The sequence below is a fragment of the Nonomuraea mesophila genome, from assembly GCF_004352805.1.
GTDB lineage: Bacteria > Actinomycetota > Actinomycetes > Streptosporangiales > Streptosporangiaceae > Nonomuraea > Nonomuraea longispora.
In genome coordinates this window covers 1-24,206 of sequence record NZ_SMLD01000144.1, presented here as the reverse complement: position 1 = coordinate 24,206, position 24,206 = coordinate 1, and the positions used below count along the sequence as shown (strand labels likewise).

The following is a 24,206-nucleotide window of genomic DNA, read 5'->3' as shown; positions in this document are numbered from 1 at the left end:
GACCCGCATCAGGCCCGCGCCGTCGAGCTCGCGCGGCCTGCCGGGCAACCGCCCGTCGGGGGCGAGGAGCCCCCAGATGAGCGCGGGCTCCTCCAGGACGGCGGGCACACGGGTGCAGGAGGCGGGGTCGACGACGGCGCCGCCCGCCGGGTCGTGCACGGTGACGAACATCCCGATCCCGCCCGGCCCGAAGGCCAGCGCCGGACCCTCGGCCAGCAGCCCGGGGACGAGCGGGCGGGTCCGCCCGTCGAGCGGGGTGCGGCCGGCGATGCCGCTCACCCCGGCGGGCGCGGAGGTCGGGCGGCCGGTCAGCGCGGCGGCGACCCGCGAGCCGACGCCGTCAGCCCCGACGAGGAGGTCGCCCCGGTCGGTGCTCCCGTCGGCGAAGTGCGCCGTGACCGTGCCGTCGGCGTGTGTGCGGTGGCCGGTGAACTCGGCGCCGAACCTCAGCGCGCCGTCCAGCCCGTGGGCCAGGAGCCGGCGCAGCGGGATGCGGCCGATCATGAGTGTCTCGGCCGCGCGCCCGCGCGGCTCGGCCGACAGCAGCCGCATCCGGTGGTCGGTGACGGCGAAGCGGCGGAACGCCTGCCACCGCGCCGAGCTGCCGAGGAGTGCCTGGTAGTGGTCGGGCGCGAGGTGGCGGGCCAGGACCGCGCAGGCCAGGTCGTCGAGGTGGAGCCGGTAGCCGCCGGTCGCCTCGACCGCGGCGTCGCGCTCGTGGACCGCGACCTCGATCCCCGCGCGCCGCAGCGCCTGGGCGAGGGTCAGCCCGCCCATGCCGGCCCCGATGATCAGCACCTTCATCTTCGCTCCCCCTCTATCAGGCACCTGATATTTCTATAAGGTACCTGATACTTGCCACTCCTGTCAGACACAGGCCGTTCCGCCAGGTGGCCGGGCCCGCCGCGCGGTTCACCCGGGCAGCCGGTACGTCCACCGGCCGCCGAGCAGCGTGCCGACGACCTCCATGCGGCGCAGCGCGGCAGGGGCGACGTCCGAGGGGTCGGCCGCGGTGATCACCAGGTCGGCCGGGTCGCCCGGCCGCACGCCCCGCCGCCCCCTGGCCGTGGCGGCGAGCGCCTCGGGCAGCGCCACGGCCTGCTCCGGGTGCCACGGCGGGCGTTCGTCGTCGGTTCTCGCGACCGCGGCGGCCAGGCCGTCCCAGGGGTCGAGCGGCGCCACCGGGGCGTCGGAGCCCAGTTCCAGCACGGCGCCGGCGGCGGACAGGGCGGCGTAGGCGAAGGCGCGGTGCGTCCTGCCCGGCCAGTGCCGCTCGGCCACGTCACGGTCGTCGGGCGCGTGCGCGGGCTGCACGCCCGCGACCAGCCCCGGCCTGCCGAACCTGGCGAAGTCGGCCGGCCTGACGAGCTGCGCGTGCTCGATCCGTCCTGGGCAGCCCACCTGCTCGAACGCGTCGAGGGCGATGCCGGTCGCCACGTCTCCGATGGCGTGCACGGCGGGCCGCACCCCGTGCTCGAAGGCCAGCTCCATGGTCGCGCGCAGCTCCTCGGGCGTGGTCTCCAGCAGGCCGCGCGCCCCGGTGCCGGGATAGGGGTCGTCGCAGTACGCCGTCCTGGTGTTGAGCGAGCCGTCCACGAACATCTTCACCGGCCCCACCTCCAGCAGCCCGCCGGACCCCGCGACGGGATCCCCCGTACGCAGCCCGCGCGAGATGGCCTCCTCCAGCCGGTCCTTCGGGATGGAGCAGGCGACGCGCACGTCCAGCCGGTGCCCGCGGGCCCGGCGCGACCAGTCGGTGACGTTGTCGGCGAACTCGTAGTCGAGCACCCCGACCACGCCGCGCGCCGCCGCCGCGCTGCTCGCCTCGGCCACCCAGCGGTCCAGCTCCTCCTCCGGAGGTGACGGCAGCGCGGCCATCGCGGCGAAGCACTCGCGTTCGCGCAGCACGCCCGTGGGATGGCCGGGCACGCCGACGGCGGCCAGCGCGGCGGAGCTGAGCCATCCGGTGTGCAGGTCGTTGCTGAACAGGGCGATCCCCCTGCCGGGCGCCGCCGCGTCCAGCAGCGCCTTGTCCGGCGTGTCCGGCCACAGGCCGTCGCGGAAGCCGTACCCGACGGTGAAGCCGCTGTGCGGGACGACGAGGTCGACCGCCTCGCGGGCGCTGCGGGCCCCGCTCAGGTCCACCCGGCGCCGGTTCTGGGCCCACTGCGTCATGTGCACGTGGGAGTCCCACAACCCCGGCAGAAGCGTCCCGCCCTGCACGTCGGCCGACTCTCCGGCGGGCGGCTCCTCCGTGGTCACCTCCGCGACCACGCCGTCACGGACGAGGACGTTACGGATGGGTCCGCGCAGGCCCACCCGCGCATTGCGCAGCAACAGTGAAGGCATGCGACGACGTTAGGCTGCCGGGCCCCGGGTGCAAACCGTCAAAACCGGACATCTCATCCGGTGCGGATTGTGGAATCCCACATCGTGTGCACACTGGGGCCGTGCTCGACTCCCTCATGCAAGAACTCGACACCGTTCCCGCCTTCGACCGCTTCGCCACGGTCGACGAGGTCCACGACGCCCTGGCCCGGCTCGCCGGCGAGCATCCCGGCGTGGCGTCGCTGCGCCGCATCGGCACCAGCCGCCTCGGCGACCCGCTGCTCTGCCTGACGGTCGGCGACGGTCCCCGCCACGCGGTCGTCGCCGCGGGCCCCCATCCCAACGAGCCCATCGGCGGCCTGACCGTCACCCACCTGGCCACGCGCCTGTGCACCGACGCGGAGCTGCGCCGCGCCGCCGGCTACACCTGGCACATCGTGGGCTGCCTCGACCCCGACGGCACCCGGCTCAACGAGGGCTGGTTCGCGGGGCCCTTCACCAAGGCGCACTACGGGCGGCACTTCTACCGGCCGGCCGGCGACGAGCAGGTCGAGTGGACGTTCCCGTTCTCGTACAAGCGGGCCTACTTCGACCGGGTGCTGCCCGAGACGCTGGCGCTGATGCGGCTGATCGACGACACCCGCCCCACGTTCCTGACCACGCTGCACAACGGCGAGTCCGGCGGCGTCTTCTACTACCTGAACCGGCCGGAGCCCGCGCTCCAGCGGCTGCTGACGTCGCTGCCCGCCCGCTACGGCGTGCCGCTGCACGCGGGCGAGCCCGAGCATCCCGCCGTGAAGCAGCTGGAGCAGGCCGTCTACCTGGCCCCGTCGATGGAGGACGCCTACGACTACATGGAGGCGCTCGGCCAGGACCCCACGGAGCACATCGGCGGCGCGGCCAGCGACTCCTACATCAAGCGGTACGGCACGCTGGGGCTGACCGCCGAGGTGCCCTACTGGACTGACCCCTCCGCCGCGGACACGACACCGGCCGGGCGGACCTACCGCGACCTGCTGCTCGCCCACTCCGCCGCCGTCAGGGCCACCGCTGAGCGGCTCGACGAGGTGCTGACGGCCGTCTCGGCGGACCTGTCGGCACGGTCGCCGTTCGTCCGCGCGAGCCGGAGCTTCGTCCCGATGATCGCCGGGATCGCCACCACCGACGAGCAGCGGGCCGGCGGCGCGGGCAACGACCGGCCCGCGACGGTCGCCGAGGTCTCGTCCTGCCGCGACACGCTGCACAGCATGCGGCTGCGGTTCGGCGGCATGCTGCTGCGGGCGCTGGAGGGCGAGCTGGCGATCGGCAACGCCACCCCCGCCGTCAGGACGTGGACGCGCGAGCTGGCGGGGACGTACGACGGATGGTGCGCGGAGGCGGAGGCCGGCGCGGCCCACGAGACCATCCCGATCCGCCACCTGGTGTGCCTCCAGTACGGCGCCGTCCTGGCCGGCGCCGGGCACGCCGCCACCAGGCGGTGACCCGGCCCGGGACCAGGCGAGCGCGCCCGGGAACGGTGTTCCCCCCAAAACAGGTCCTGAAGGAGGACGCGAGAGAGGCGGGCTCCGTGAGATGATCAAGATCATGACTGATCTGCCTGGCTCAGGGATCGCCGGTCGAGCACAGAGCGCCCCACCGGCGGGCACGGCCTTAGGCGCCGGCGACGCGGGCCCCGGCCGGGGCGCGGTCGCGGCCAGCCTCGGGCAGATCGCCGGTCTGCAGCCGCGCCGCGGCCCGCAGGACGCGGGCGAGGTCCCCGGCGCCGACGTCGACCTGCTCGACTCCCTCGACCCGCAGACCTGGCGCACGGTCGCGGCCTGGCTGCGGGAGCGGCCGTCGGCGGCCACCAGGCAGGTCCGCCTGCGGGTCCTCGCCGCGTTCCTGCGCTGGCTGCGCGAGGCAGAGCCGTCCGTCGAGCTGCTCGCGGTCACCGGAGCGCACCTCGAGACCTACTGTGACGCGGCGCGCGCCGGCGCCCTCACCATCGGCGTGCGCGTGCCGGGCAAGCCCCTGGCCAGCGCGACGGTGAACAGGAGGCGGAGCGTGCTGTCCTCCTTCTACGCCTTCGCCTGGCGTTCAGGCGCGGTACGCCACGACCGCGTCGCGGGCACCGGCACCGGTGCGCTCACCCGCGAGGACCGGCGGCTGCTGCGCCAGGGCGTCGCCCGGCTGGCCGCCGGCGGCCGGCACGCCGAGGCCGCGGCCGTCGCGCTGCTGACCGCCACCGGCGCCGCCGCCGACGCCCTCGCCGAGCTGACCCTCCAGGACGTGCACCCGGTGGCCGGGGGCGACCTCGCCATCGTGACCGTGCACGACAGCCGCGGCGACATCGTGGCCTTCCCGGTGCCTCCTCCGGCCCGGCCGCTGCTGGAGGCGCTGTCGTCGGATCGGGGTCCCGGCGAGCCGCTGCTCCGGCGGGACGACGGGCGGCCCGTGGACGTGGAGTGGCTGAGGGACGCGCTGGCCGAGGCGGCCCTCGCCGGCGGCATCCCGCGGCAGCGGGCGAAGTTGCTGCACCCGTACATGTTGCGGGCCGTCACGGCGGCCGACCGCGCGGCCCCGATGACCTGACCCCACCCGGACAAGACAACGGCGAAAGGGCGCATATGACCGCGAAGCGGGTGCAGGCCAGGGTGTTCGGAGAAGTGGCCGACGCATACGACAGGGTCCGCCCCGCCTACCCGGACGCCCTCGTGGACGACGTCCTGGCCTACGCCGGGCTCGGCGGCGCGCCGGCCGTCGAGGCGGGGGCGGGCACGGGCAAGGCCACGGCGATGTTCGCGGCCCGCGGCACCGATCTCACCGCCGTCGAGCCGGACGCCGCGATGGCCGCCGTGCTGAACCGGCGGCTGGGCGGGCACTCCAACGTGAGCGTCGTCGTCTCCCCGTTCGAGGAGTTCCGGCCCGATCGAGCGTTCGGCCTGCTGTTCAGCGCCCAGGCCTGGCACTGGACCGACCCTGAGGTCAGGTGGCGGAAGGCGGCCGAGGTGCTGGCCCCCGAAGGCGCGCTCGCCCTGTTCTGGCACCTGGACATGCTCAAGGACCCCGCGGTGCTGGACGCGGCGCTCGCGGTTCACCGTGCGCGCGCGCCGCACATCCTGCTGGACACCGAACTGCCCACCGAGTCGTCGATCGAGTCGTCGCGCTGGTGGCTGGAGCTGGAACGGCAGGACACCTTCCACGACCTGTCGGCCCGGCTCTATCCGTCGGAGCTCACGTTTCCCATCGCCGACTACCTCACGCTGCTCGGCACCCGCTCGGCCATCCGGATGCTCCCCGAGGACGTACGCGCCGGCCTGCTCGCCGCGCTGCGCGACGTTCTCGGCGACCAGGTGACGCTGAGCGTGACGACGGCCCTCTACCTCGCCCGCCGCACGCCGTGACCGGGTCCCGCGCGAACGCGGGATGGACCCCGGGCCCGGCTGGCGTGGGCCGGCCCGGGGTGAGGGCGTGGTCCGGCCGGGGGTCGCCATTCCCTCCGGTCAGGCCGTGGCCCGCGGCCCTTTCCTTTCAGGGCCGCTGTCCGAGTGGCAGGATTCGAACCTGCGTCGCTCCTGCCCCCAAAGCAGGCGGGCGGCCAAACTGCCCCACACTCGGTCGCGCATGAGAAAGCCGCCTCGAAGGGTTCGAGACGGCTTTTCGGACATCCTTCGACAGGACTATCCGGAAAGCCTCCGCCGCGGCTCGGGAAGGACCGCCGACGGCCGGATGGTGCCCAGCTCACGCATGTAGCCCGTCCTTTCCGCCGCTCGTCGTTGACTTTCTTACGGTAACCCCGTGATCGTCGTGAATGCCACCTGATTTACCGCCGGTCGCGGTCGGCGGTTCAGCTCATGCCGGCGCGCGTCTCCGGGGTGTCGACGCGGAAGCGGGGCAGGGCGTCGGGGTAGTTGTCGCGTACGTGATCGACGAGATATTCGCGCACGTCGCACTTGAGGTCCCACGACGACGCCGAGTCGGCGGCGCTCATGAGGGCGCGCAGTTCGACCAGCCCGTTCGGCAGCACGTCAGTGACCTGGAGGGTCCAGTCCTTTTGGTCCCACAGCGGGTTGTCCTGCAGGAACGCGTATAGCGCCTCCCGCAGTTTGGGCACCGGCACCGACCAGTCCACCCGCAGGTAGACCACGGCCAGCACGCGGCTGCCGTGCCGGGTCCAGTTCTCGAACGGGTTCTGCGTGAAGTACGACACCGGCAGGACCAGCCGCCGCTCGTCCCACAACCGCAGCACGACGTAGGTGAGAGTGAGCTCCTCGACCCTGCCCCACTCCTTCTCGACCACGACCACGTCCTCGAGGCGGAGCGCGTCGCTGAAGGCGAGCTGGAGCCCGGCCAGCGCGTTGCCGATGGTCGGCTGGGCGGCGATGCCGACGATGGCGCCGGCGATGCCCGCCGAGGCGAGCAGGCCCGCGCCGAGCGCCCGCATCTGCGGGAAGGAGAAGAGCATGGCCCCGAGCGCGATCACGATGAAGGCGGCGGAGGCGATGCGGCGGACCAGCGCGATCTGCGTCATGATCCGCCGCGCCCGGCGGTTACGATCCCCTTCGACCTGGACCAGCCGGTCGAGCACGACGTCCGTCAGCGCGTACGAGGCCTGCACGATCAGCCAGGTGACCGCGGCGATCGTGACCAGGCCGAGCGCGTGCTCGATCGATGCGGCCAGGCCGCGCTCGCCGGGCGTCGGGCCCAGCATGCCCGGCCCGAACACCAGGTTGCACGCCACCACGACGCCCACCGCGAACGCGGGCCAGGTGCAGTGCTCCACAAGGTGCCGGGCGAGCGCCCACTTGCGCCCCACCCGGTTCAGCACCCGCCTGGCCACTTCCACCAGGAGAACCGCACTGATCACCGCGATGGCGAGGATGGGCCAGCCCGCCGGAGACTGCACTCCTTGCTCCCTTATGTCCTAGAAAGATTCGTCCAAACTCACGTTGCCCTCAACCGCCACTTGGTAAGCCGAAACCCGCCGTTCGAAGAAGTTAGCCAACTCCTGCACGTCCTGCAGTTCCATGAACCCGAACGGGTTGGCCGAACCGTACCTTCTCGGCAGCCCCAGCCGATCCAGCCGCCGGTCAGCGACATATTCCAGGTAGTGGCGCATCTGCGTCACCCCCATGCCCATCATGCCGTCCCCGCACAAATCCTCCGCGAAGGCCAGCTCTGCGGCCACCGCCTCCTCGATCATGCCGGTGACCTGCTTGCCCAGCTCGTCGTCGAACAGCTCGGGTTCCTCGGCCCTGACCGTGTCGACCACGCTGAACGCGAACTCCATGTGCATGGACTCGTCCCTGAACACCCAGTTCGTCCCCGTGGCCAGGCCGTTGAGCAGGCCGCGGGAACGGAACCAGTACACGTACGCGAAGGCCCCGTAGAAGAACAGGCCCTCGATGCAGGCGGCGAAGCAGATGAGGTTGAGCAGGAACTGGCGGCGCTCGGCGGCCGTCTCCAGCCGGTCGAGGCCGTTGATCGAGTCGATCCACCTGAAGCAGAACTCCGCCTTGTCGCGGATCGACGGGATGTGCTCGACCGCGGCGAAGGCCTTGGCCCGCTCGTCGGGATCGGGCAGGTAGGTGTCCAGCAGCGTCAGGTAGAACTGCACGTGCACCGCCTCCTCGAACAGCTGCCTGCTGAGGTACAGGCGCGCCTCGGGGGCGTTGACGTGCTGGTAGAGGTTGAGCACGAGGTTGTTGGCCACGATCGAGTCGCCGGTCGCGAAGAAGGCGACCAGGCGGTTGATCAGATGCCGTTCCTGCGGCGTCATCCTGGACAGGTCCGCCAGGTCGGTGTGCAGGTCCACCTCCTCGACCGTCCACGTGTTGCGGATGGCCGCGCGGTAACGCTCGTAGAAGCCGGGGTAGCGCATGGGGCGCAGGGTGAGGTCCATTCCGGGGTCGAGCAGCACGACGGGCTCCTTACTGGCAGGCTTCGCAGGTTTCGGGGTTCTCGAGGGAGCAGGCGAGCGCCTCTTCCGAGAGCGCGGCCGTCGCCGGGACCGTCGCCGGGACCGTCGTCTGGGCGATGCGGGTGGCGGGGCGCGAGCGCAGGTAGTACGTCGTCTTCAGGCCCTTCTTCCAGGCGTAGGCGTACATCGAGGAGAGCTTGCCGATCGTCGGGCCGGCCATGAAGAGGTTGAGCGACTGCGACTGGTCGATGTACGGCTGGCGGGCGGCGGCCAGGTCGATGAGCGCCTTCTGCGGCAGCTCCCAGGCCGTGCGGTAGAGCAGCTTGAGGTCGTCGGGGATGCCGGGGACGGACTGGACCGAGCCGTCGGCCCGCTTGACGTCGTCACGCACCCGCTGCGTCCACAGCCCGCGCTCCTGCAGGTCGGCCACCAGATAGCGGTTGACCTGAAGGAACTCGCCCGACAGCGTCTCGCGTTTGAACACGTTGGACACCTGCGGCTCGATGCACTCGTAGCAGCCGGCGATGGAGGCGATCGTGGCGGTCGGCGCGATGGCGATCATGAGGGAGTTGCGCAGGCCGGTCATCGCGATCTTCTCGCGCAGGGCGTCCCAGCGCGGCGTGCTCGCCACGTAGTGGTCGGGGTGCAGCACTCCCCCGGCGGCCCGGGTGTCGGCGTACGCCGGGTGTCTGCCGCGCTCGACCGCCAGGTCGGCCGAGGTGTCGTAGGCGGCCAGCGCGATCTCCTCGGCGACGCGCGTGGACAACTCCAGCGCCTCGGGCGAGTCGAACGGCAGCCGCAGCGCGAAGAACACGTCGGCCAGCCCCATGACGCCGAGCCCGATCGGCCGCCACCGCCTGTTGGCCGTCTCCGCCTCGGGCGTCGGGTAGAAGCCGAGGTCGATGGTGCGGTCGAGGAAACGTACGGCCGTGCGTACGGTGGCGCGCAGCCGCTCCCAGTCGACGTCGCCGCCCGCGAGGTGGGCGGCCAGGTTGACCGAGCCCAGGTTGCACACGGCCGTCTCCCCATCGCTGGTGACCTCAAGGATCTCCGTGCACAGGTTGGACAGGTGGATGACGTTGCCGGGGCGGCCCGTCTGGTTGGAGGTGCGGTTGGCGGCGTCCTTGAAGGTCATCCAGCCGTTGCCGGTCTGGGCGAGGGTGCGCATCATCCGGGCGTACAGGGTCCTCGCGGGGACGCGCCGGACGTGGCGCCCCGCCTGCTCGTACGCGCGGTAGGCGGCCGTGAACTCCTCCCCCCACAGGTCCGTGAGGTCGGGCGTCTCCTTGGGGTCGAACAGCGACCAGGGTTCGTCGGCCTCGACGCGGCGCATGAACTCGTCGGGCACCCAGTTGGCCAGGTTGAGGTTGTGGGTGCGGCGGGCGTCCTCGCCGGTGTTGTCGCGCAGTTCCAGGAACTCCTCGATGTCGGCGTGCCAGGTCTCCAGGTAGACGCAGGCCGCGCCCTTGCGCCGGCCGCCCTGGTTGACCGCCGCGACCGAGGCGTCGAGCGTGCGCAGCCACGGCACGATGCCGTTGGAGTGGCCGTTCGTCCCCCTGATCAGGGAGCCGCGCGAGCGCACCCGGGTCCAGGAGACGCCGATGCCTCCGGCGTACTTGGACAGCCGGGCCACCTGGCCGTAGCGGTCGTAGATGCCCTCCAGCTCGTCGCGCGGCGAGTCGAGCAGGAAGCACGACGACAGCTGCGGCCGGCGCGCTCCCGCGTTGAACAGGGTGGGCGAGCTCGGCAGGTAGGACAGCGTGCACATCAGCGCGTACAGCTCGGCCGCCTCGGCGACCGACTCCGCGAGCCCGCAGGCCACGCGGAGGAAGAAGTGCTGCGGCCGCTCCAGCACCTTGCGGGTCTCGGGGTGGCGCAGCAGGTAACGGTCGTAGACCGTACGCAACCCGAAATACTCGAACCGGTCGTCCGCCTCCGCGCGGACCAGCGCGTCCAGCTCGGCGGCGTGCGCGGCGACGAACTCCGCCAGACCGTCCTGGATCAGCCCCGCCGCGTGGGTGGCCGCGATCGACTCGGAGAACGAGCGCACCCCGTGCCCCGCCGCCTCGTCGGCGATCTCCTCGGCCAGCAGCCGGGCGGCGACCCGGGAGGCGGCCGGATCGGTGATCACCCGCGCGGCGGCCTCCTCGATGGCCAGGCGGCGGTCACCCTCAACGATCTGCGTCACGTGCTCTCTCCTCGCGAGCTCATCCCCGTGAGGGCACGCGAGAGCACGGCGGCACGAACCCATGACCGCCCTGGTCCCCGGCCCTCCCTCGAGGCCTTCGACACGGCATGCCGGGCGCGCCGGAGGACGCGGCCCTGCATGTCGCCGGCAGGTCTTCGGGCTTGCGGGCGTGCTCGAAAGCGCCTAGTGGCCGTCGCTTCCCGGATCGCTCCAGTGCATGTGACGGCGGTCGTTCCCGCTCACCGCTGCGGGGCAGCCCCGGAATCTCACCGGGTTCCCTTTTGCTCCGCCTCCAGGAGGCGAACCAGCGACGACCAGGATCCTACATCTAGTGGCGGATCCCGCAACCACCCCTGCATATTGTGGATTTGGTCGTGTCGACCATCCCGAGGTCCCGCAGCACCCCGCGGGTGCGCCGCACCTCGGAGGCCAGCCACAGCTCGAAGTCGTCACCGCTGAGCGGGATCGAGACCCACCCGGCGTCCCGGCAGGCCGCCTCCCAGCCGGGCGAGCGGGTCACCTCGTCGCACATGCCGACGGCCGACTCGCGGCTCTCGTCCGGCATGTCATGAGGGCCGAAGGCCGCCATCCAGTCCACGAAGTCCACGCGTACGCCCGACTCCAGCAACGTCGGCGCGTCGAGGTCCGGCACCCGTTCCGCCGAGGACACCGCGAGCGCCCTGATCCGGCCGCGGCCGATGATCGTACGCCACTCCGCGACCCGGCCCGCCGCGGCGGCCGCCTTGCCGGACGACAGCGCGGCCACGACCTCGTGACGGCTGGGGTAGCCGGTGTAGTCGACCTGCCGGGTGTCGGCGCCCAGCCCCTTGGCGATCAGGCCGAACAGCAGGTGGTCGGGGTCGCCCTGCGGCCCTCCGGCCAGCAGCGTCTGCCCTGGCCTGGAGAGCAGGGCGGCGCCGAAGTCGCCGAAGTCCCTGAACCGTGAGTTGTGGGGCACCACCACGACCTCGACCTCGCCGGCCAGCCTGGCCAGCGGAGTCGCGGCGTCGAGCAGGCTCTGGCCCTGGTTGAGCTCGGCCGCGGCCAGCGCGTGCAGGCCGCTCACCGTGACCCGCGGGCCCTCACCCGTCCCGAACCCCGCGGCGCGGGCCACGCCGGCGAACACCGAACCCGCGCGGGCCCACCGGCGCCCACCTGGATTGATCGAGAAGCGGGTGCGCAGCCCGGCCGCGCCCTGGGTGGCCCGCTGCGTGCCGCAACCGGCCACCCCTCCGGCCGCGCAGAGGGCCGCGCCCAGCCCTCCGACCAAGAACCGCCGTCGCCGCATCTGCGCCCCCTCGCCGTGCTCCCCGTAACCACAGGTTATTGATCCAGCGCGGAGCGTCACGCACCGGGGCCGTGGCGGCGCGCTGCTATGTGCGCGCCGGTGGGGTCAGGCGGGTTTCCTGGCGATCCCGGCCATGAGCGAGGAGGGCAGCGACCAGTCGCCCACCAGTTTGGGCCGGTCGGGACGCCAGTCGGTGGCCTGCACGAGCCCGGGCGGCTCCAGCGGGAAGTCGCCGAAGAACGCGCGGATCTCGGACGGCGTACGGTCGGCGCCCCCTGACGACGGGCCACGGGAGGGTGTCCTGGCACGTTCGCCGTCCTCGGCCCTGGCTCTCGTCGTCGCGTGCGAGATCACCAGGTGGCTGCCGGGTGCCAGCCGCTCGCGCAGCGCCGCCACCGCGTCCTGCGAGCCGGCCGCGTCGGGGATGAAGTGCAGGATCGACACCAGCAGCACCCCGACCGGCTCGGTCAGGTCGAGCAGGGCGCCGGCCCGGTCCAGCACCTCGTCGGCGTCGAGCAGGTCGGCCTCGACGAAGACGGCCCTGCCCGAGTTCTCGAGCAGGGCCCTGGAGTGCGCGGCGACGACCGGATCATGATCGACGTAGACGACCCGGGCCTCGGGCGCCACCTCGTGCGCGCTGCCCTGTGTCGGCAGCCCGCTGCCCAGGTCGAGGAACTGGCGTACGCCGTCGGCGGCCACGTAGCGCACGGCACGCTGAAGGAAGGCCCGGTTCGCGCGGGCCAGCGGGACCGCCTCCGGGACCAGCTCGGCGAGCTGGTCGAGGGCCAGGCGGTCGACCGCGAAGTTGTCCTTCCCGCCGAGCATGTAGTCGTACATGCGTGCGGGATTGGGCCTCTGGTGGTCGAACTGCCGCACAGTATCGAATTTATGTCGTTTGGAGCCGGATAACACTACCCTGAGGGAAATGTGGCTGATTTGCGGCTCAACTATTCGACCGTGACGCTCTTGGCGAGGTTGCGCGGCTTGTCGACGTCCCGGCCGAGCGCCACGGCCGCATGGTACGCGAGCAGCTGCAACGGGATCGTGAGCAGGATCGGATCGAGTTCGATCTCGTTCTTCGGGATCACGATGACGTCGTCGGCCAGCTTCGGGCCTGCCTCGCGGTGGCCGACCATGAGCACCCGCCCGCCGCGCGCGCGGATCTCGCCGAGCGTGGTGAGGTTCTTGTCGAGCAGCTCGTCGTCGGGGACGATCGCGACCGTCGGCATCTCGGGGCCGATGAGCGCGAGCGGGCCGTGCTTGAGCTCGCTGGCCGGATAGGCCTCCGCGTGCACGTAGGAGATCTCCTTGAGCTTCTGCGCTCCCTCGCGGGCCACCGGGTAGCCGCGCACGCGGCCGACGAACATCATGCCGGCGTGGGCGGCGTACTTCTGCGCCAGCTCGGCGATCTTGTCGCCCTGCGCCAGCACCTCCTCCACGTGACCGGGCAGCCGGCGCAGGCCCTCCACGATGCGCCGCCCGTCGGCCGGCGACAGGTCGCGCACCCGGCCCAGGTGCAGCGCGAGCAGCGCGAAGGCCACCGCGGTCGAGGTGAACGCCTTGGTCGAGGCCACCGAGACCTCGGGGCCCGCATGCAGGTAGATGCCGCCGTCCACCTCGCGGGCGATGGCGCTGCCCACGGCGTTGACGATGCCGATGACCCGGCCGCCCTTGCGCTTGAGCTCCTGCACGGCGGCGAGCGTGTCGTAGGTCTCCCCCGACTGGCTGATCGCGACGTAGAGCGTGTCGGGGTCGACGACGGGGTTGCGGTAGCGGAACTCGCTGGCCGGCTCGGCGTCGGACGGGATGCGCGCCAGCTCCTCGATGAGCTGCGCCCCGATCTGCCCTGAGTAGTACGCGGACCCGCAGCCGATGATCTTCACCCGGCGGAAGCTCCGCGTCTCGCGGGCGTCCATGTTCAGCCCGCCGAGGTGGGCCACGTGGAAGCGCTCGTCGAGACGGCCGCTCATCGTCCGGGTGATCGTCTCGGGCTGCTCGGAGATCTCCTTGAGCAGGTAGTGCTCGTAGCCGCCGGTGTCGTAGTGGCCGGCGTCCCAGTCGACGGTCAGCGGCTCCTTGGCCGTCTCGCGGGCGTCGCTGGCGAAGGTGTGGAACCCGTCGGCCTTCAGCACGGCCAGCTCGCCGTCCTCCAGGTGCACGACCTGGCGGGTGTAGCGGACCAGGGCGGCCACGTCGGACGCGGCGAACATCTCCTTCTCGCCGATGCCGAGCACGATCGGGCTGCCGTTGCGCGCCACGACCACCTCGCCGGGCCGCTCGGCGTCGATGACGGCGATGCCGTACGTGCCGACGACGCTCTTGAGCGTCTTCCTTACGGCCTCCTCCAGCGAGTCGTTCTCGTCGGCGGCGTGGGCGACCAGGTGCGCGAGCACCTCGGTGTCGGTCTCGGAGGCGAACACCACGCCGTCGGCCTCCAGCTTGGCCCGCAGCTCCCCGGCGTTCTCGATGATGCCGTTGTGCACCACCGCGATGCGCTGGTCGGCGGACAGGTGCGGATGGGCGTTGACGTCGCTGGGGACGCCGTGCGTGGCCCAGCGGGTGTGCCCGATGCCGAGGCCGCCCTTGAACCGCACGGGCACGGCCTTGGCCAGGTCGGCCACCCGGCCCTTGACCTTACGGACCTTCAGCCCCTTGTTGGACACCACGACCCCGGCCGAGTCGTAGCCCCGGTATTCGAGCCGCTGCAGACCCTCCAGCAGGATGGGGGCTGCGTCCCTTGGGCCGACGTAGGCCACGATTCCGCACATGGAGTCTCCTGTTCATCCGTAGACGATCCTGCGGAGCTGTCGCAGCGACAACTCCGGCGCGGCCACCCGGCGGCCCCGTAATTCGGCTGCGATCCTCGGGAAGATCTCGTCGTTGGTGTGGCCGCGCGCCTTCAGCTCGCCGTGACGGCGCCGTACGTACTCCTCGGTCGTCTCCGAGAAGTACGCCAGCACGTCGGCGACCACGCGCGCCGCCTCACCAGGCCCGAGCGGGCTCGTCCTCGTGAGATGAGCGATGAGATCTTCGTACGGGGGCCGTGCCGGTGGCACAGACGAGGACCTTACGGCTCTTGAACGAGACACGCCATCATCCTGCCCGATATCGGGCAGGATCTAACCTCATCGCCCACCGGACCGGCGGCGAGATCCCGGAAGTCCCATCCGTATCATCCGGCCCGTCTGACACATCCCTTTCTGAGAACAGTTACGCTGAGTAGTCGCATCGTGACGTCCATGGGGGAGATGTTCATGCAGCTCTGGCTCGCCGTCGTCCTGGTCGCCACCGCGTTGACCGCGCCCGCCCTGCCCGCCGATCCGCGCGCCGACCTGCTGTCCGCCCGGCCCGCCGGGCCGGGGCGCGAGGTCGCGGCGACCGGGCGGCAGTCCGACTTCGCCGCCGCCGCCCGCGAGTACGGCGTGCCGGAGAGCGTGCTGCTCGGCGTGGCGTACCTGCAGTCCCGCTGGGACGCCAACGGCGGGCGACCGAGCACGGCCGGCGGCTACGGCCCGATGCACCTGGTCGACACGTTCCCCGCCGAGGCGCTCGACGGAACGGTCGGGGACGCGCTCGGCGACGCCCGCGGCGACGAGGCCCGCCCGATGCCCCCGGCGCGCGTCGAGCCGCTCGCCTCGTCCGCGCTGCGCCTGGCGCAGGACGCGCCGGCGGCGACACTCCCCCAGGCCGGCCGCCTCGCCGGCGTCGCGCCCGCCCGGCTCAGGACCGACCCGGTCGCCAACATCAGGGCCGGCGCCGCCCTCCTCGCCTCCTACCAGGAACGTCCCAGCGCCGACCCGGCCGACTGGTACGACGCCGTCGCCCGCTACTCGGGCTCGGAGGACCCCGCCACCGCCCGGGGCTTCGCCGACGAGGTGTTCACGGTGATGCGGGAGGGCGTGGAACGCCGTACGGACGACGGGCACCTGGTGCGACTGGACCCCGTACCCGACCTGCCGCCCTTCGTGGGCTCCTCTGAGAGCGACCCCGAAAGCGAGCCCTGGGGCGAGCCCGACGGGTCCTTCGCGGGCTGGGACACGCCGTCCGACGAGCAGCCCGGCTGGGACACGCCCGGCGTCACCGGCGAGGGCCACGACAGCGCCAAGGCGGAGTCGGGGGCCGACCTGGCGGAGTGCCCCACCGCGCTCGCCTGCGAGTGGATGCCGGCCGCGCACAAACGGTTCGGCAAGAAGAAGCACCGCGACTACGGCAACCACGACCGCCTGAGCCGCACCAGGTCGGTCGACTACATCGTCATCCACGACACCGAGGGCACCTACCGGGGCATCCCCTCCCTGGTCCGCAACCCGAAGTACGTGAGCTGGCACTACACGATCCGCTCCCGCGACGGGCACGTGGCCCAGCACGTCGCGACGAACGACATCGCCTGGCACGCGGGCAACTGGGACGTCAACACCCGCTCGATCGGCATCGAGCACGAGGGATACCTGGCCAAGGGGGGCGCCTGGTACACGGAGGCGATGTACCGGGCCTCGGCCAGGCTCGTGAGGTTCCTCGCCGCCAAGCACGACATCCCGCTCGACCGCGCCCACATCCTGGGTCACGACAACGTCCCGGGCACCACCCCCGCGACGGTCGCCGGCATGCACGAGGACCCGGGGCCGTACTGGGACTGGGCACACTATTTCCACCTCATGCACCGGCCGTTCAAGGCGGCCGGCAACGGCGAGTCCGTCATCATCCGCCCGTCGTACGCCACCCACCGGCCCCGCTTCACCGGCTGCGACACGGCCAAACCCGCCAAGGCGTGCCCGCCGCACGGCGCCTCGGCCGTCCTGCTGCACACGGCGCCCAAGAAGTCGGCCCCGCTGGTCAGGGACGTCGGTAAACACGGGAACAAGCCCAGCACCCGCAGCGTGTACGACCACGGCGCCCGCGCCTCCACCGGCCAGCGCTACGCGGTGGCCGAGCGTGAGGGGGACTGGACGGCCATCTGGTACCTCGGGCAGAAGGCGTGGTTCCACAACCCGGCCTCGGATCCGACCGCCGTTCCCGCCGAGGGCCCGCTGGTCACGCCGCGCAGAGACGACGTGAAGGTGTACGGCCGGGCCTATCCCGAGAAGTCCGCCTACAAGCTCGCCGCCCACCAGCCGCTGCGGCCGCTCCCGTACACGATCGGCACCGGCCAGACGTACTCGCTGGGCGACACGGTCACCGGCTCCTACTACGCCGCCAACGCCTTCAAGCCGTCACGGCACGTCACCACGACCGGCAGGCTGCGCTATCACCAGATCCAGCTCGGGCACCGCGTGATGTTCGTGAAGGCCAGGGACATGCGGCTGCTCGATCGAAAGTGACCCACCCGCCTCGTGCTGCGCACGCGCACTCCAGGAAGACGATATGGTTTCCCTGTGACCAGGGCGCGAGTCGCCCGGGGTTTCACGCGGAAGTGGCTCAGTGGTAGAGCATCACCTTGCCAAGGTGAGGGTCGCGGGTTCGAATCCCGTCTTCCGCTCGGAGCAAGACTCCTGGTGGAGTGGCCGAGAGGCGAGGCAGCGGCCTGCAAAGCCGTCTACACGGGTTCAAATCCCGTCTCCACCTCGGCGACCGGCAGATCCTCCGGGATCCGCTAAAGTAAAGTCCGGCGCACGCGGAAGTGGCTCAGTGGTAGAGCATCACCTTGCCAAGGTGAGGGTCGCGGGTTCGAATCCCGTCTTCCGCTCGGAGTTCATCACTCGCACGGACGATTAGCTCAGCGGGAGAGCGCTTCCCTGACACGGAAGAGGTCACTGGTTCAATCCCAGTATCGTCCACCAGTTCTCCCGGTCGGCCAGGCCTGATCTGGCCGGCCGGAATCGAAGCCCCAGCGCACGGCACGAGCCGGACGTCTGGGGCTTCCGGTTTTCGTAGGGGCGAGCCGCCACCCGCACCCCGGCATCGAGATGGCTCGCCGGATCACGCTCCGCACGCCACGCGACGGCGCAGGACGCCCGCCTCGGCTACCCGTCGGTTCGCGGGTCCACGACCACCGTCTCCACGCCTTCGGCCGCGAACGGCTTGAGGGATTCAGGGGTGGCCGACGCGTCGGTGACGAGGGTCCAGGCGTCGGGCATGCGGGCCCAGGCGTGGAACGGGCGGCGACCCAGCTTGGCGGCGTGAACCAGCAGGTAGACGTGGCGGGAGCGCTGCATCATCAACTCCTTGAAGCGGGTCTGCTGCAGGTCGGCCTCGCAGATGCCGTCCTCGGCCGTGACGCCGTCGGCGCCCAGGAAGGCCCGGTCGAACGTCATCCTGCTCAGCGCCGCCTCGGCCAGCGGGCCCACGAAGCCCTGGCTCACGTGGCGCAGGGTGCCGCCCAGGCATTCGACGTGCACGCCGGTCGCGCCCACCAGTTCCTGCAGGGCGTTCAGGCCGGTGGTGGCCACGGTCAGGTCGGCGGCGTGCCGCAGCTCGTGGGCCAGCGCGCCCGTCGTCGAGCCCGAGTCGAGCAGGATCGTCTCCCCCGGGCGGATCTGCGCCGCCGCCCACGCGGCGATGGCCCGCTTCTCCTCGAACGCCTCCCCGATGCGCTGCCGCAGCGACGCCTCGGGATGGGTGACGACCGCCATCGCCCCGCCGTACGTGCGCGCCAGCAGCCCCGCCGCCTTGAGGTGGGCCAGGTCACGCCGGATGGTGGAGGCCGTCACCCCGAGCCGGGCCGACAGCTCCTCGACGCTGGCCAGCCCCGTGGTGGTGGCCAGGCGGACGATCTCGTCACGGCGAGCCCGCGCTGCGCGGCCCATCGATGGCCTCCTCCCGTCACATGCCCCGCGCGGACGACAGCTCTGCCGCCTGGCGGAGCGCCTCGATCATGCTACCGGCGTCGGCGACGCCCTTCCCCGCGATGTCGAAGGCGGTGCCGTGGTCCACCGAGGTCCTGATCACCGGCAGGCCCACCGTGATGTTCACCCCGGCCTCCAGGCCGAGGATCTTCACCGGGCCGTGCCCCTGGTCGTGGTACATGGCCACGATCAGGTCGTAGTCGCCGCGGCCCGCCAGGAAGAACGCGGTGTCGGCGGGAAGCGGCCCGTGCACGTCCATGCCCTCCGCGCGCAGCAGCTCGAGCGCGGGAACGATCTTCTCCTCCTCCTCGCCGTACCCGAACAGGCCGTTCTCCCCCGCGTGCGGGTTGATGCCGCACACGCCGATCCTCGGACGCGCCACGCCCGAGCCGCGCAGCGCCGCCTCACCCCTGCGGACGGTCCGCTCGACCAGGCCGGGCTCGATGCGCGCGACCGCGTCGATGAGGCCGACGTGCGTGGTGACGTGGATGACCTTGACCTTCGACGTCGACAACATCATCGACACCTCCGGCGTACCCGTCAGGTGCGCCAGCAGCTCGGTGTGCCCGGGAAAGAGGTGCCCGGCCGCGTGCAGCGCCTCCTTGTTCAGCGGCGCGGTGCAGATCGCCCGTACGTCGCCGGACGTCGCCAGCTCGGCGGCCAGCCGTACGTACGTGTAGGCCGCGTGACCCGCGACCGGCGAGACCCGGCCCCACGGCAGGTCCTCGGGCAGCAGCCCCGGGTCGATGACGTTGATCCGGCCCGGCTCGAAGACGGCCTCGCCCACGTGCTCCACCCTGACCACCTCGGGCTCCATGCCGAGGATCCGCGCGGCCCCGCGCAGGCGTCCCACGTCACCGATGACGACCGGGCGGCAGAACGCGGAGGTCCCGGGGGCGAGGAGCGCTCCGACGACGACCTCCGGGCCTACGCCGGAACCGTCCCCCATGGTGAGGGCGATGAGAGGAGTGCTGCTCATGTCGGCCTTTCGTCGATGGCGGCGCCACCCGGGCGGGGGAAGCGCCGGGGTCTGAGATGGGCGGCGATGCGCAGGAGGCTGTCCGGTCCGCCGAAGCTGCCCGGCCTCGTCACCACGGAACGGCCGTCCGGGGTCCGGCTGTGCACCGCGCCGTGGTGCACCTGGCCCACGGGGAACAACTCGCGCACGCCCAGCGCGTCGAGCACCCTCCTCGCGGTCTCCCCGCCGGTCAGGACCAGGTCGGCCGGCATTCCTCCGAGCGCCTCACGGACGATCCGGCCGAGCAGGGCGGGGAGTGCGGGCGGCGCCGCTCCTCGTACGGTCAGCACGGCGGCCCCGCCGCCGCCCAGCGCCCTCCGCAGCCGCCCGGCGAACGGTCCGATCCCCCGCGCGTCCGTGGGCCCCGCGGCATTCCCGCCGGCCGTCGTGCCCGTGGGCCCCGCGGCACCCCCGCCGACCGCGGTGCCGGTATCCATCGCGTGCAGGTCCGCCGCGTCGAGGACCACGGGCGCGGCATCGTGCGCGACCAGCAGCCTGGCCTGCTCCGCCGCGGCCGGTTCCGCCGTACCGACCACGACGAGCAGCGCGCCCGTAGACGACCCGCCGCCCGAAGCGAGCGGGGAACCGGCGGGCGACGCGGCCCGGGTGCCGGAGTTGAGGGCGCGGCCCAGAGCGGCGGCCAGGCCGCCGGCGCCGACGAGACGGGTCGCCGGGTCGTTGGCGAGCGTGGCCGCGACGATCGTGTCCAGGTCGGCGTCCGTCTCCGCGTCGCACACGGCCACCCGCCCGCCCGCGGCCGTCTCCGCCAGCGCCTCTCGGAGGGCGGCTGGACCGGCACGGACGGTGGCCAGCCCGATGTCTGCCGACGGCACTGCGCCAAGGGCCGCGGCCACGGTGTCCGGCCGCCCGGCACCGGACCCGCCAGCGCCCGGCCCAGAGCCCTGTGCGCAGTCCGGCCCGGCGACGGGATCGGAAGTGCGCGTTTCGCGCAAGGGGATGCCGTGGATGAGGGGCACGCCGTTCACGACCGCACGACCGGCCTGCGGGAGCGCGGAGGCCAGCACCACGGGCACGGGCGCCGAGCCCGAGAACGTGGTGAGGCAGGCGTGGACGGTGGCGGCGACGTCGCCGCGCAGCAGCGAGTCGATCTTGACGAGGACGTGGCGGCCCGTCGCCCAGGCGAGCGCCTCCCGTACCAGGCCGGCGGCCCCGGAACGGTGCCGGGTGTCAAGGTCGGCGACCAGCACGGGCGGCCCGGCGTCGTACGACCACCCGGCGTCACACGGCCACCCAGCGTCGCACGGCAACCCGGCAACGTACGGCGGCGCGGCGTCGTACGGCGGGCCGGACAGCACGATTCGCGCGGGGCGTGTGGGCGACATGAGCACGGCCGCCGTTTCCGCCGCCCCCGACAGGTCGTCCGCCAGGGCGAACACCGGAGCGGGGCCCACGCCACCACCTCCACCCCATCACTATGCGCGATTCACGCGGCGAGTATTGCACGAAATACGCACGTTGTGCCACAGTTGCCCGCAAGCAGACTCCCAGGAACGGCGAGGCCCTGGAGCGGGCTCGCCGCTCACGACCGCGGGCCCATGACGCTCACGCTCGGCTCGACGAGCGGCCGACAGTCAGAAGGAAACAGCGATGACCCCCGAACCGGTCCTCGGCACCATGACGTTCGGCGACACCGTGGACGCCGCGACGGCGGGGCGGATGCTGGACCTCGCGCTCGACGCCGGGGTGAGCGGCGTCGACACGGCCAACGGCTACGCGGGCGGCGCCGCCGAGGAGATCCTCGGCGGGCTGCTGCGCGGCCGTCGCGACCGGGTGGTGCTGGCCACCAAGGCCGGCATCCCGCACCCGGACGCCGGCGAGCACGCGCCGCTCTCCCCCGCCGGGCTGCGCGCCTCGCTGGAGGGCAGCCTGCGGCGGCTGCGGACCGACCACGTCGACCTGTTCTACCTGCACCAGCCGGACCGGGCGACGCCGCTGGAGGACACCCTCGGCACGGTCGCCGAGCTCGTCGCCGAGGGCAGGATCGGCGCGCTGGGCGTGTCCAACCACGCCGCCTGGCAGATCGCCGGGATCGCTCCCCGTCCCGCGGTCGCCCAGCAGCTCTACAACCTGCTGGCCAGGAGGATCGAGGACGAGTACGCGGAGTTCGCGCTCTCCTCCGGCCTGCGCACGATGGTCTACAACCCGCTCGGGGGTGGCCTGCTGACCGGCAGGCACCGCTTCGGCCAGGCGCCGGAGGCCGGCCGGTTCGGCGACTCACGGCTGGCGGAGATGTACCGGCGGCGCTACTGGAACGCCGGGCTGTTCGAGGCCGTCGAGGAGCTCGGCGCGATCGCCCGCACGGCCGGCATGCCGCTCGCCGAGCTGTCGTTCCGCTGGCTGGCGGGCCGGCCGGTGGTGGACGCGGTGTTGCTCGGCGCGTCCAGCCCTCAGCAGCTGGCCGCCAACCTGGACGCGCTGGCTGCCGGGCCGCTGCCCGTCGACGTGGCCGCGGCCTGCGACGCCGTGGGCGAGGCGCTGCGAGGCCCCATGCCCGCGTACAACCGATGACCGCGAGGCCATCACGCCCATCCGCACCAGCGCAGAGGAGCCAGAGCGCATGACCGCCGCCGAGTTCGCCAGGAAGATCCGCAACCGGGAACGGGCCGTCGGCTACTGGGTGGTGCTGGACGCGCCCGTCGCCACCGAACGCCTGGCACGACTGGGGTACGACTACGTGGCGCTGGACCGCCAGCACGGGCTGATCGGCGACGCCGGGCTGCTGAGCAACCTCATGGCCATCGACGCGGGAGGCCGCTCGACCGGCCTGGTACGCGTGGAGTCGGGCGACCCCGCGGCCATCGGCAGGGCGCTCGACTTCGGCGCGGGCGGCGTGATCGTGCCGCTGGTCGACACGGCCGAGGACGCCGCGCGGGCCGTGTCGGCCGCCCGCTACCCGGCCGCGGGCCGCCGGTCGTACGGCCCCATGCGCTCCATGCTGCGGATCGGCCCCACCCCGGCCGAGGCGGACGACAGCGTGCTGGTCCTGGCCATGATCGAGACGCCGCAGGGCCTGGCCGGCATCGAGGCCATCTGCGCCACGCCGGGCCTGGACGGCGTGTACGTCGGCCCGTCCGACCTCTGCCTGGCCGTGGGCGGCCGCTATCCCGGCGATCCGGAGGTCGCGGGAATGTTCGAGGAGGCGCTGGAAACCATCAGGACGGCCGCGGAGCGGGCCGGGATCGCGGCCGGCATCCACAACCCGGGCGGCGAGCAGGCGGCCCGCCGCCTGGCGGAGGGTTTCACGTTCGCGACCGTCGCCTCCGACCTCGTCCACCTGGAGCAGGCCGCCGCCGCTCACCTGAAGGCCGCACGGTCGGGGTGATCGCGCCGGTCACCACCTCACCGGGCGCACCACGGGGTCACGGCCAGGTCTTGGCCTCGGCGTCGAACAACGCCCTGTCGCTCTCCACCGGCAGCACGCACATCAGGTGACCGCCGGGCGCGCGCAGCGTACGGCACTCCTGCCACTGCGACACCTCGGTGGCGCCGAGCGCGACCAGGCGCCGAACCTCGGCCTCGACGTCGTCGGACTCGATGTCGACGTGGAAGCGGGGCTGCTCGTCGGCCGACTGGACGGCCACGGCGATGTTCGGTACGGCCCCGTGCAGGGAGATGAACTGTTCGTACCCTTCGAGCGGGCGCGCCGTGGCGCCGAGCGCCGCCGCCCAGAAGGCCGCCGCCTGGTCGGCCTCGGCGGTGGGTGTGTCGATGAGCAGGGCGTACACGCGGCTTCTGTGCATGGTGATCACCCTATCGACCCGTACGGTGATATGTCGCCTTATGCGAGCTTTCGGTGGCGCTGTGTGCATATACCGATGCGGTACGGGTAGCGCCGTTGCATCAGCTCCTCGGAGGAGGAAAAACCGTGGACATCAACCTAGGCCAAGGGATTGCGGACGTATTCCGGCAAATAGCATCGTTCGTCCCGAAGCTGGTCGCGTTCATCGTGATTCTCATCATCGGATGGATCGTGGCCAAACTGCTGGCGAAGATCGTCAACAAGGTGCTGGAACGTGTCGGCTTCGAGCGAGTCGTTGACCGCAGTGGCGTGCACCGCTGGTTGCAGCGGAGCAACTACACCGCCAGCGGCCTGCTCGCGAAGATCGTTTATTACGCGATCCTGCTGGTCACCCTGCAGATAGCGTTCAACGTCTTCGGGCCCAACCCGATCTCGGCGCTGCTGGCCTCCGTGGTGGGCTGGCTGCCCAAGGCCATCGTGGCCATCGTGATCATCGTGGTGGCCGGCGCCATCGCCAAGGCCGTCAGGGACATCCTCGCCGGCGCTCTGGGCGGGCTGTCCTACGGCCGCTTCCTGGCGACCCTGGCCGCGGTGTTCATCTGGGCGCTGGGCATCATCGCCGCGCTCAACCAGATCGGCGTGGCCACCACCGTCACCACTCCGGTGCTGATCACGGTCCTCGCCACCATCGGCGCGATCGCGGCGATCGGCGTCGGCGGCGGGCTCATCCGGCCGATGCAGCAGCGCTGGGAGCGTTGGCTGGGCCGTGTCGAGGCCGAGGCGCCCCAGGCGAGGGCGCACGCGGAGGCGTACCAGCGCGGCCGGGAGGACGCCCGGTCGATGACCGAGGAGACGGCGCAGGTGCGGACGATGCCGGGCGGGCGCACCACCCGCTCGGACATGCCTCCGGAGTAGGTGACGGCCCCTGCCCCCGGGCCGGCGC

General features: G+C 72.2%; 20 protein-coding genes, 5 tRNA genes and 1 riboswitch. Of the genes, 11 read left to right on the top strand and 14 right to left on the bottom strand.

Going from position 1 to position 24,206, the window contains the following annotated elements:
- On the bottom strand, positions 1-804 hold an 804-nt coding region (locus tag E1295_RS36600), incomplete at its 3' end, for an FAD-dependent oxidoreductase (RefSeq protein WP_166427584.1).
- A gap of 108 nt (positions 805-912) precedes the next feature.
- Positions 913-2,349 carry an amidohydrolase gene (locus E1295_RS36595; RefSeq protein WP_132637907.1) on the bottom strand — a complete coding sequence of 479 codons (1,437 nt, stop codon included), beginning with the start codon at positions 2,347-2,349 and terminating at the stop codon, positions 913-915.
- Between the two features lie 101 nt (positions 2,350-2,450).
- On the opposite strand from E1295_RS36595, the gene E1295_RS36590 reads away from it, so the two are divergent.
- The 3 genes from E1295_RS36590 to E1295_RS36580 all read left to right on the top strand — a co-directional run bounded on the left by E1295_RS36590 (position 2,451) and on the right by E1295_RS36580 (position 5,711).
- Positions 2,451-3,809, top strand: coding sequence for a M14 family zinc carboxypeptidase (locus E1295_RS36590; protein WP_220449072.1), 1,359 nt, complete (start codon positions 2,451-2,453; stop codon positions 3,807-3,809).
- Positions 3,810-3,912: 103 nt separating this feature from the next.
- Positions 3,913-4,899: a site-specific integrase gene (locus E1295_RS36585; RefSeq protein ID WP_132637905.1), complete on the top strand. Its 987-nt coding sequence runs from the start codon at positions 3,913-3,915 to the stop codon at positions 4,897-4,899.
- Positions 4,900-4,934: 35 nt separating this feature from the next.
- On the top strand, positions 4,935-5,711 hold the full coding sequence (locus E1295_RS36580) for a class I SAM-dependent methyltransferase (protein ID WP_132637903.1): 777 nt from the start codon (positions 4,935-4,937) through the stop codon (positions 5,709-5,711).
- 139 nt (positions 5,712-5,850) lie between these two features.
- On the opposite strand, the gene E1295_RS36575 is transcribed toward E1295_RS36580, so the two are convergent.
- The 8 genes from E1295_RS36575 to E1295_RS36540 all read right to left on the bottom strand — a co-directional run bounded on the left by E1295_RS36575 (position 5,851) and on the right by E1295_RS36540 (position 14,675).
- Positions 5,851-5,925: transfer RNA gene (locus tag E1295_RS36575), tRNA-Pro, on the bottom strand.
- A 229-nt stretch (positions 5,926-6,154) separates the two neighbouring features.
- Positions 6,155-7,213: a mechanosensitive ion channel family protein gene (locus E1295_RS36570; RefSeq protein WP_132637901.1), complete on the bottom strand. Its 1,059-nt coding sequence runs from the start codon at positions 7,211-7,213 to the stop codon at positions 6,155-6,157.
- Between the two features lie 18 nt (positions 7,214-7,231).
- The gene (locus E1295_RS36565; RefSeq protein WP_132637899.1) at positions 7,232-8,227 is read right to left on the bottom strand and encodes a ribonucleotide-diphosphate reductase subunit beta; all 996 of its coding nucleotides are present in this window, start codon (positions 8,225-8,227) and stop codon (positions 7,232-7,234) included.
- 10 nt (positions 8,228-8,237) lie between these two features.
- Positions 8,238-10,415: a ribonucleoside-diphosphate reductase subunit alpha gene (locus tag E1295_RS36560; RefSeq protein WP_246080776.1), complete on the bottom strand. Its 2,178-nt coding sequence runs from the start codon at positions 10,413-10,415 to the stop codon at positions 8,238-8,240.
- Between the two features lie 129 nt (positions 10,416-10,544).
- Positions 10,545-10,739, bottom strand: a riboswitch (cobalamin riboswitch).
- Positions 10,740-10,743: 4 nt separating this feature from the next.
- The gene (locus tag E1295_RS36555) at positions 10,744-11,703 is read right to left on the bottom strand and encodes a Bug family tripartite tricarboxylate transporter substrate binding protein (RefSeq protein ID WP_132637895.1); all 960 of its coding nucleotides are present in this window, start codon (positions 11,701-11,703) and stop codon (positions 10,744-10,746) included.
- 105 nt (positions 11,704-11,808) lie between these two features.
- On the bottom strand, positions 11,809-12,579 hold the full coding sequence (locus tag E1295_RS36550) for an SAM-dependent methyltransferase (protein WP_246080775.1): 771 nt from the start codon (positions 12,577-12,579) through the stop codon (positions 11,809-11,811).
- Positions 12,580-12,650: 71 nt separating this feature from the next.
- Complete coding sequence (glmS, locus tag E1295_RS36545) at positions 12,651-14,471, bottom strand: glutamine--fructose-6-phosphate transaminase (isomerizing) (RefSeq protein ID WP_132637893.1); 1,821 nt, start codon at positions 14,469-14,471, stop codon at positions 12,651-12,653.
- Between the two features lie 12 nt (positions 14,472-14,483).
- On the bottom strand, positions 14,484-14,675 hold the full coding sequence (locus E1295_RS36540) for a hypothetical protein (RefSeq protein ID WP_246080773.1): 192 nt from the start codon (positions 14,673-14,675) through the stop codon (positions 14,484-14,486).
- Positions 14,676-14,942: 267 nt separating this feature from the next.
- Here E1295_RS36540 and E1295_RS36535 point away from each other — a divergent pair, with 267 nt between their 5' ends.
- The 5 genes from E1295_RS36535 to E1295_RS36515 all read left to right on the top strand — a co-directional run bounded on the left by E1295_RS36535 (position 14,943) and on the right by E1295_RS36515 (position 17,480).
- Positions 14,943-17,021: an N-acetylmuramoyl-L-alanine amidase gene (locus tag E1295_RS36535; RefSeq protein ID WP_246080772.1), complete on the top strand. Its 2,079-nt coding sequence runs from the start codon at positions 14,943-14,945 to the stop codon at positions 17,019-17,021.
- An 86-nt stretch (positions 17,022-17,107) separates the two neighbouring features.
- Positions 17,108-17,179, top strand: a tRNA-Gly gene (locus E1295_RS36530).
- 15 nt (positions 17,180-17,194) lie between these two features.
- A tRNA-Cys gene (locus E1295_RS36525) sits at positions 17,195-17,265 on the top strand.
- A gap of 49 nt (positions 17,266-17,314) precedes the next feature.
- Positions 17,315-17,386: transfer RNA gene (locus E1295_RS36520), tRNA-Gly, on the top strand.
- 19 nt (positions 17,387-17,405) lie between these two features.
- A tRNA-Val gene (locus E1295_RS36515) sits at positions 17,406-17,480 on the top strand.
- A 183-nt stretch (positions 17,481-17,663) separates the two neighbouring features.
- Here the strand turns inward: E1295_RS36515 and E1295_RS36510 are convergent.
- From E1295_RS36510 to E1295_RS36500, 3 genes are read right to left on the bottom strand one after another with little or no spacing between them, the layout of a single operon-like run.
- Entirely contained in the window at positions 17,664-18,446 is a 783-nt protein-coding gene (locus E1295_RS36510) for a DeoR/GlpR family DNA-binding transcription regulator (RefSeq protein ID WP_132637891.1), read from the bottom strand.
- Positions 18,447-18,462: 16 nt separating this feature from the next.
- Complete coding sequence (pdxA, locus tag E1295_RS36505) at positions 18,463-19,464, bottom strand: 4-hydroxythreonine-4-phosphate dehydrogenase PdxA (RefSeq protein WP_132637889.1); 1,002 nt, start codon at positions 19,462-19,464, stop codon at positions 18,463-18,465.
- The gene (locus E1295_RS36500) at positions 19,461-20,915 is read right to left on the bottom strand and encodes a four-carbon acid sugar kinase family protein (protein ID WP_220449071.1); all 1,455 of its coding nucleotides are present in this window, start codon (positions 20,913-20,915) and stop codon (positions 19,461-19,463) included. The genes pdxA and E1295_RS36500 overlap by 4 nt, the downstream gene beginning before the upstream one ends.
- Before the next feature lie 196 nt (positions 20,916-21,111).
- On the opposite strand from E1295_RS36500, the gene E1295_RS36495 reads away from it, so the two are divergent.
- Positions 21,112-22,032, top strand: coding sequence for an aldo/keto reductase (locus tag E1295_RS36495; RefSeq protein ID WP_132637887.1), 921 nt, complete (start codon positions 21,112-21,114; stop codon positions 22,030-22,032).
- Between the two features lie 49 nt (positions 22,033-22,081).
- Complete coding sequence (locus E1295_RS36490; protein ID WP_132637885.1) at positions 22,082-22,846, top strand: HpcH/HpaI aldolase family protein; 765 nt, start codon at positions 22,082-22,084, stop codon at positions 22,844-22,846.
- Between the two features lie 37 nt (positions 22,847-22,883).
- On the opposite strand, the gene E1295_RS36485 is transcribed toward E1295_RS36490, so the two are convergent.
- The gene (locus E1295_RS36485) at positions 22,884-23,264 is read right to left on the bottom strand and encodes a VOC family protein (RefSeq protein ID WP_132637883.1); all 381 of its coding nucleotides are present in this window, start codon (positions 23,262-23,264) and stop codon (positions 22,884-22,886) included.
- 131 nt (positions 23,265-23,395) lie between these two features.
- Here E1295_RS36485 and E1295_RS36480 point away from each other — a divergent pair, with 131 nt between their 5' ends.
- The gene (locus E1295_RS36480) at positions 23,396-24,178 is read left to right on the top strand and encodes a mechanosensitive ion channel family protein (protein WP_220449073.1); all 783 of its coding nucleotides are present in this window, start codon (positions 23,396-23,398) and stop codon (positions 24,176-24,178) included.
- Positions 24,179-24,206: the final 28 nt, after the last annotated feature.

Coding starts and splice junctions, on each gene's coding strand:
- E1295_RS36595 (WP_132637907.1), bottom strand. CDS start 2,349: ATGCCTTCACTGTTGCTGCGCAATGCGCGGGTGGGCCTGCGCGGACCC.
- E1295_RS36585 (WP_132637905.1), top strand. CDS start 3,913: ATGACTGATCTGCCTGGCTCAGGGATCGCCGGTCGAGCACAGAGCGCC.
- E1295_RS36580 (WP_132637903.1), top strand. CDS start 4,935: ATGACCGCGAAGCGGGTGCAGGCCAGGGTGTTCGGAGAAGTGGCCGAC.
- E1295_RS36555 (WP_132637895.1), bottom strand. CDS start 11,703: ATGCGGCGACGGCGGTTCTTGGTCGGAGGGCTGGGCGCGGCCCTCTGC.
- glmS (WP_132637893.1), bottom strand. CDS start 14,471: ATGTGCGGAATCGTGGCCTACGTCGGCCCAAGGGACGCAGCCCCCATC.
- E1295_RS36535 (WP_246080772.1), top strand. CDS start 14,943: ATGGGGGAGATGTTCATGCAGCTCTGGCTCGCCGTCGTCCTGGTCGCC.
- E1295_RS36510 (WP_132637891.1), bottom strand. CDS start 18,446: ATGGGCCGCGCAGCGCGGGCTCGCCGTGACGAGATCGTCCGCCTGGCC.
- pdxA (WP_132637889.1), bottom strand. CDS start 19,464: ATGAGCAGCACTCCTCTCATCGCCCTCACCATGGGGGACGGTTCCGGC.
- E1295_RS36495 (WP_132637887.1), top strand. CDS start 21,112: ATGACCCCCGAACCGGTCCTCGGCACCATGACGTTCGGCGACACCGTG.
- E1295_RS36490 (WP_132637885.1), top strand. CDS start 22,082: ATGACCGCCGCCGAGTTCGCCAGGAAGATCCGCAACCGGGAACGGGCC.
- E1295_RS36485 (WP_132637883.1), bottom strand. CDS start 23,264: ATGCACAGAAGCCGCGTGTACGCCCTGCTCATCGACACACCCACCGCC.